The 6,515-nt window shown below is 26.5% G+C and carries 6 protein-coding genes and 1 pseudogene; all 7 read left to right on the top strand.

The window, feature by feature from the left end; translation table 4 throughout:
• Nucleotides 1-157: 157 nt before the first annotated feature.
• The 7 genes and pseudogenes from BST80_RS03330 to BST80_RS03300 all read left to right on the top strand — a co-directional run bounded on the left by BST80_RS03330 (nucleotide 158) and on the right by BST80_RS03300 (nucleotide 6,062).
• Nucleotides 158-1,237, top strand: coding sequence for a hypothetical protein (locus BST80_RS03330; protein WP_415745963.1), 1,080 nt, complete (start codon nucleotides 158-160; stop codon nucleotides 1,235-1,237).
• Between the two features lie 425 nt (nucleotides 1,238-1,662).
• Entirely contained in the window at nucleotides 1,663-1,905 is a 243-nt protein-coding gene (locus BST80_RS03325) for a hypothetical protein (protein ID WP_415745962.1), read from the top strand.
• Nucleotides 1,892-2,662 (top strand): ParA family protein, encoded by a 771-nt coding sequence (locus tag BST80_RS03320; RefSeq protein ID WP_415745961.1) that lies wholly within the window; start codon nucleotides 1,892-1,894, stop codon nucleotides 2,660-2,662. The genes BST80_RS03325 and BST80_RS03320 overlap by 14 nt, the downstream gene beginning before the upstream one ends.
• Nucleotides 2,614-2,817 (top strand): hypothetical protein, encoded by a 204-nt coding sequence (locus BST80_RS03315; RefSeq protein WP_415745960.1) that lies wholly within the window; start codon nucleotides 2,614-2,616, stop codon nucleotides 2,815-2,817. The genes BST80_RS03320 and BST80_RS03315 overlap by 49 nt, the downstream gene beginning before the upstream one ends.
• A gap of 296 nt (nucleotides 2,818-3,113) precedes the next feature.
• A pseudogene (locus tag BST80_RS03310) lies at nucleotides 3,114-5,507 on the top strand (adhesin).
• A gap of 32 nt (nucleotides 5,508-5,539) precedes the next feature.
• Nucleotides 5,540-5,794 (top strand): hypothetical protein, encoded by a 255-nt coding sequence (locus tag BST80_RS03305; protein WP_415745959.1) that lies wholly within the window; start codon nucleotides 5,540-5,542, stop codon nucleotides 5,792-5,794.
• Nucleotides 5,778-6,062: a hypothetical protein gene (locus BST80_RS03300; protein ID WP_415745958.1), complete on the top strand. Its 285-nt coding sequence runs from the start codon at nucleotides 5,778-5,780 to the stop codon at nucleotides 6,060-6,062. Before BST80_RS03305 ends, BST80_RS03300 begins: the two co-directional genes overlap by 17 nt.
• Nucleotides 6,063-6,515: the final 453 nt, after the last annotated feature.

Genomic DNA, 6,515 nt, shown 5'->3' with positions numbered 1-6,515 from the left:
AATTCTTCGCTTAACGCTTAGAATTTTTCCCAAGGATTTTGAAAAGCGCGGCAAAAGTTTTTTTAAACTTTAAGTAATTTCCATAAAATTTAAAAAATCATCGCGAGCCCAGTTTTATGTAATACATAAGTATAATAATTTTAGTTGGAGAAAAATAATGAATAGAGGTAAAAAAAGATTATTTTATATAATTAACATCTCCATAATTTTAGTAGTCATTATTTTATTAAGTTTTATTTTATATGTTTTATATTCTGTTTATTGAAATCCAAAAAAGTCGCTTTTTCCAGAACCAGTTAAACCCGAAAAATTAAATACAACAAATAATAATATTGATTTAATAAAAAAGACATATAAGCCTAGTCAAATTTTATTTCAAAATAGAGGATATAAAGGGACATGAGCTTATAATAAAAATAATAAATATTACAATAATGAAGATGATTATTATGGAAATTATAACAATTTAACATCAACTGAACAAAATTTAACTAATGCTTTTTTAAGTACAACAGATAATAAAAATTTATCTTTTTATAAAGAAAAAATATTTAATTCTGTTGAAGAATTATTTGTTTTCTTACACCTAGGTGTAAGAAAAACTTTAAAAGAATTAATAAATAATAGTGATATTTGTCAAAAATACCAAAATGATTTAATAAAACTCATTTTATTATTTTATAATTTTATTTCCAATGTTTTAGATAAAAAGTCTGCTGATAATATTTTATATGCAATAATAATTAGTAAAAATCTTCATTCATTTGGTATAACAACAAGAAATAATAGAACCATTCAAATAGCTCCAATTGCATTGGAATGCATTTATGAAAACACCATAAATAATGAATGAAAAAATGGTGGAAAATCAACTAATAGTTTTTTTCATACTTTAATTCATGAATTAGGACATATAGTACATTATTATTATGATTTTAATAATATTGATATTGTTTTTCATTTAAAAGAATTTTTAAAAAGTAAAATTATAAATTTTAATAATTTACATATAAGTATAGAAAAAATTTTTAAATCTTTTGCTTTTAGTACTTATGCTTTAACTAGTAATTATGAATTTATGGCGGAAGGGTTTGCATATTGGTTTTTAGCTTCTGATGATTTAAAAACCAAAGCATGGGAATTTTGACATGAATATTTTATAAATTATTTAATAAAAGTTAAAAATCAACATTTAAAAAATAATAAGATTAAATATAGTACTTTAGATAAAAACTAAATGAACTAAATACTCGCAATGCTAGTGAAATTATTAACGGTTTACTACAAAAAGATAAACAATTGATTAGTATGTTTGTGAAATATTTAGAGCAATTTAAACCGAATAATTTGACTTAGTCCCCTACTTAAAACTCTTATTTTATAAGGGTTTTTCATTGCTTGTTTTGCAATTGTAGTTTGTGGCGCATTGAGTGTTATTTTCACGGAGAAATGGGTAACAAAAAGTAAATTTATTTTTAATAATTTTCAATATATACATTGTTTTTATTTATATTTTAAAAATAAAACAAATAAAAAATGTTTTATTTTTAATAATTTTTAATATATACAGTGTTTTTATTTATATTTTAAAAATAAAACAAATAAAAAATGTTTTATTTTAAAAAAATGATACAATATAAATAAAGAAAAAAGGAGAAAAATATGGCAAAATTAAATACATTACTTGAAAAAAATGGAATAAAAGAACTTTCAAGTTTTTCTAATACAAAAGAATTTAAAAAAAGAACAAGCAAAGATATGATACCTAATACTTTTTGTTCTAAATATTTAGTAAATAAATTTAGACAAGAAGCCGAAAAAAAAAGATGGAGTTTTACAACTTTAATGACGATTATTTTAGAAGAACGTTATGGAAAGGAAAACAATAATTATGAAGATGATTAGTTTTTGTAACAAAAAAGGTGGGGTTGGTAAAACAACATTATGCAAAAATGTTGCCTATAAATTAGCTATTGATGGGGCAAAGGTCTTATTGATTGACCTTGACCCGCAAGCAACATTGTCAGTACAATTTTATACAAATAAAATTGTAAAAGACATTACTTTATTAAAATTGTTTGGTGGGTTTAATGTTGGCATTAATAATATTATTCAATTAACAAAGTATAAAAACATTGACATCATTATTGGTGGTGAAGAATTAACAAAATCTTCTGCAATTTTAAACAATTTATATACGCAAGATAAAATATATAAAGTGGGAAAAAATATTTTAAATAGTTTTAATAATGATTTTTTAAAATATGATTATGTATTAATTGACTATCCCCCAACAGTTTTAGAATTAGCACTTAATTTTTTAATTATTTCTGATTTAATTATTATGCCAATTAATAATGGTTTAGGTGCATTTAAAGGAGTTTTAGATTTGAAAAATACTTTAAATCATATTTGTAGACAAGAAAATATTGTTGTTCCAATTTTAAAAATACTTTTTAATAATGTTAAAGAAGATGAAGATACTATTGAAATTTATAAGTTATTAGAAAACGAAAAATTAAATAATAATTTATTACAAAGTGTAATAACTAATTCAAAATCATTTATTAAAACTGAAAATAAACTTTCTAATATATGAGGAAATATTTATTATTGGCGACAAAAACAAGCATACGAAGAACTCATCAAGGAAATCAAATAACGATGAAAAAAGTAGAAAATAAAGACACTATCAATCATAATTTAATGATTGTTGATGTTGATTTGCAAAAGTGTCTGAATTGTAGCTTTGTCATCCAAAAAGTTGATGAACAATGATTTACGATTAACACGGGAGATAGAAATTGCGGGAAATAACAATTTAGATAAAAAACCACACCTATAAATTAGATGTGGTAAGATATTACTAGTAAGTGATTTGTCTCCTTACTGCTTGTAAAACTTTATAAAGTGATATTAAATTATCGTCAAATAACTTAATATCGTGGAAACACTAGCGTTTACTAGCGTTTCCACAGACAATTTTAACATATTTCTTGGTGTTATTTTTTGGGTAACACTGTGAAATATGTTAGAAATTGTTTTGTGGGAATAGTATGGTAGTGCTATTCCTATTTTTATTAAAAAAGAGATTTCAGAAAGGAAATAAGCAAATGAAAAAATTACTAAGCTTATTAACAATAACTACGCTCACAGCAAGCGTTCCTGCGCCGTTGCTAGCCAACACAATACAAACTCGTATTAAACGCGATGTTAGTACTTTGTCATATAATTCCAACAATGATTATCTACCATTAAAAGAAATTAATGGTCTTGGTCATAGTGTTATTTCTCTTGCTGTTGATAGTAAGGACAACATCTATTTTGGTACGAAGGATGGTGCATTTGTTTTAAAACACGGGGAATCAACACCAACGAAAATCGATGGTATTACTTACAGAGTTAATGCAATTGCTGTTGATAGCAAAAATAATGTTTATTTTGGTCTTGGTGCGAAAAATGGTGCGTTTGTTTTGAAACAAGGTCAAGTAACACCAACCAAAATAAATAAAATAAATGGTTCAGTTGATTCCATAGTAATTAATTACAAAAAAAATATTATTTATTTTGTTGTAAATAGTAATATTTATTATTTAAATTCAGAAAATAATAAATTAAATAAATTAACTATTATCAAACCAACAATGCCCTTTGTAATTAATAGCATTTCTGTAAATGAAAATAATAAATTAATTATTGGTGCGAAAAATGGTGCGTTTGTTTTGAAACAAGGTCAAGTAACACCAACCAAAATAAATGAAATAAAAGGAAATATTAGAAATATAACTTTTAGTATTCAAAACAATATTTATTTTAGTATAGATAGCGATTTATTTGTTTTGAAACAAGGTTCAACAACGCCAACCAAAATAAATGGTATTGATAAGTATATGACATCTTTTACACTATCAGCAAATGGAAATATTTATATTGGGACAAGCGGTGGTGCTTATATTTTACAAACTGCTTTGTCGTGAACAAAAAAACAAAGCCAGTTTACTTTGGTGGATAATAGTTCAAAAACGAAAACTTGAACTCACCCTGATGTGCTTAGCGTTGATGGGGAGTTAAACATTGATATTGCCAATCCAAATATTGATAAAGTTGTATTTGATAATGTCCAACAAGGACAAACAAATAAACACTGGACTATCAATGTTAAACCGGAAACGGCACGCCGCGACCATAATTTAAAAGTAACTTTTACTTTGGATGGTAAACAATATACGAGTAAAATTATTGTCTCGATGCAGGCGAAAATAGACCCGACACCAACACCAGTGCAACAAAATCTAAGTGATTTAATCAAAACGACTGATTTAGGAAATATCTTAGATAACAACGATGATACTATTTTTGCCGCGGTTAATCAGAAAAACGGTAATGTCATTGATGATTTTTCGCAAATTGAAATAACTGACAAAACAGATACTGAAGCAACTTTAACTGCAAAAACAGACAGCAAAAGTTACAAAAGTTCGGTGGATATTAAATACAATATTGTGCCAGCAACGGTGGTTGATTTGAAGATTGATGTAACACCAACATCATCAATGGCAACGGTAATAAAAGATTATCTTGGTCAAATTGATGACACTAATATTACAAACCCAGTTAATACATTCTATTATGCGAATAGTGAAAGTGTTATCACAATGGTAAAACCAACCGCAAGCAGTGTGATAACTGAGGTNGTNTATGGNTGTGATGAGCAATGAAATAAAACATCACANNCAANCAANATTGACCCTACAAGTGGCATTAAACTTGATGGGTCACAGTTGGCAACAAAGGAGGGTAAATATGTTGTTGAACTATCTGATAACCTAGGTCATACTAACAATGTTTATTTACAAATTGCAAAGAATAAAACAATTGCAAATTATTTTGATACTGATAAGGGCAAACAATTTGAAAACTGAGCAAAAGCAAATGGACACGACAATATCCGTGGTTCTAGTGCTAGTCAACTAAATAAATTGTTTGCAGAAAGTAAAAACTGACAAAAAATCGCTAGTGATAGTCAATTTGCGAGTGCTGTTGCTGATTGGTTTAAAACCAATGCTAAATTGTTATCAAAAGAACCGTTGACAGCAGAGCAAGTTATAGAGCAGTTAAAAACCCAAATTCTAAACAACATCAAAATTGATAAGGTAAATACCAGCAATTATGATGTCAACAAAGTTTCGTTTGAATTAAACCAAAATGAGTTTAAACCAAATGATAAAGTAAACATTACTGTTAAATACAACAACGCGACAGCAGAACAATTTACCTTACAAATCAAAGATAGTAATGCACCCGACAATAACAAAAAAGATGGTTTGGGTATTCGAACTATCTTCGGAATTGTCTTGGGTTCAATTGTTGGTTTTGCTCTTCTTGCTTGGTTGTTTAAACGGTTTGTGNTTNANCCGTTTATTTTAAAACNAATCCGCAAGAAAAAGGCCGAAGCTTTTGCTGAAAAAACCGAAAAAGATATTGCCCAAACGAAAAAAGACGACTAAGAATGAGAAGCAAAACAAAAAGGTAATAAATAATGATGACTTTCTTAGCTACAAGTGGCGCAACTAGCTTACAAGAAATCGGCAATAAAATAATTTCCGTGGGAATGCCAATTCTAATCGGGTTAGCAATAACAATTGGCATTGTTGAACAAAAGAAAAAAGCAAAGAAAATAGCGCAAAAATTTAACCAAATTATCTTGTGAAATTTGGTTAAATTAAACAAAAACTTTGGCTTAATAAAATCAAATTTATCTCAACACACTATCCTTGTTGACAACTACTGATAGTGGTAAAACAACGACATTAATGCAAATTGTAAAAGAATTAAGGCTTAAATTTCGTGAAACCACAATTATTATTGATGGTAAAGGGGATATTGATTTAATTGATAAAGTTAAACAACTAGACCCTAATGCTTTTATTTGAGAAATTGGTGGATCAACGGAATATAGCCCTTTTACAAACAAAAATAAAATTATTTTAGCTGATAAGGTAATGTCTTTATTTGATTTTTCTGAACCATATTATTTTCTGAACCATATTATCAAAATCTAGCTCATATTTATTTATTAGACTTCTTGCATAACCTAGTTATTTTAAAATTCCTATAAAATATATTTAAAATAGAAATTATAGGAATCTAAAATTATGAAATTTGATAAATTTGATTTTATTAATTAATATAATAATAAAGAATTATTCCGATTAACAGGAATAAAACAAGCCACTTTTAATAAAATGTTAGATATTTTAAAGGTTGCTGAAATAGAAAAATTTAAAAAAGGTGGCAAAGCTAACAAATTATCACTAAAAAATNNNNANTAAAAAATCGATTATTTATGACTTTATCGTATTGACGAGAATATCGTACTTTTTTTCATCTTGGTAAAAGTTTTGATATTAGTGAGGCTAGTTGTTATCGCAATGTCAAATGAATTGAAGATATTTTAATTAAAAACTCTGACGAAACTCCAATCCAACGCCCAAAAAAAAGACAAAAACAATCTT

The sequence above is a fragment of the Spiroplasma sp. Moj genome, assembly GCF_016082285.1.
Classification (GTDB): Bacteria; Bacillota_I; Bacilli_A; order Mycoplasmatales; family Mycoplasmataceae; genus Spiroplasma; species Spiroplasma phoeniceum.
The sequence above is the reverse complement of the archived record's forward strand: the minus strand, read 5'-3'. Positions and strand labels throughout refer to the sequence as shown.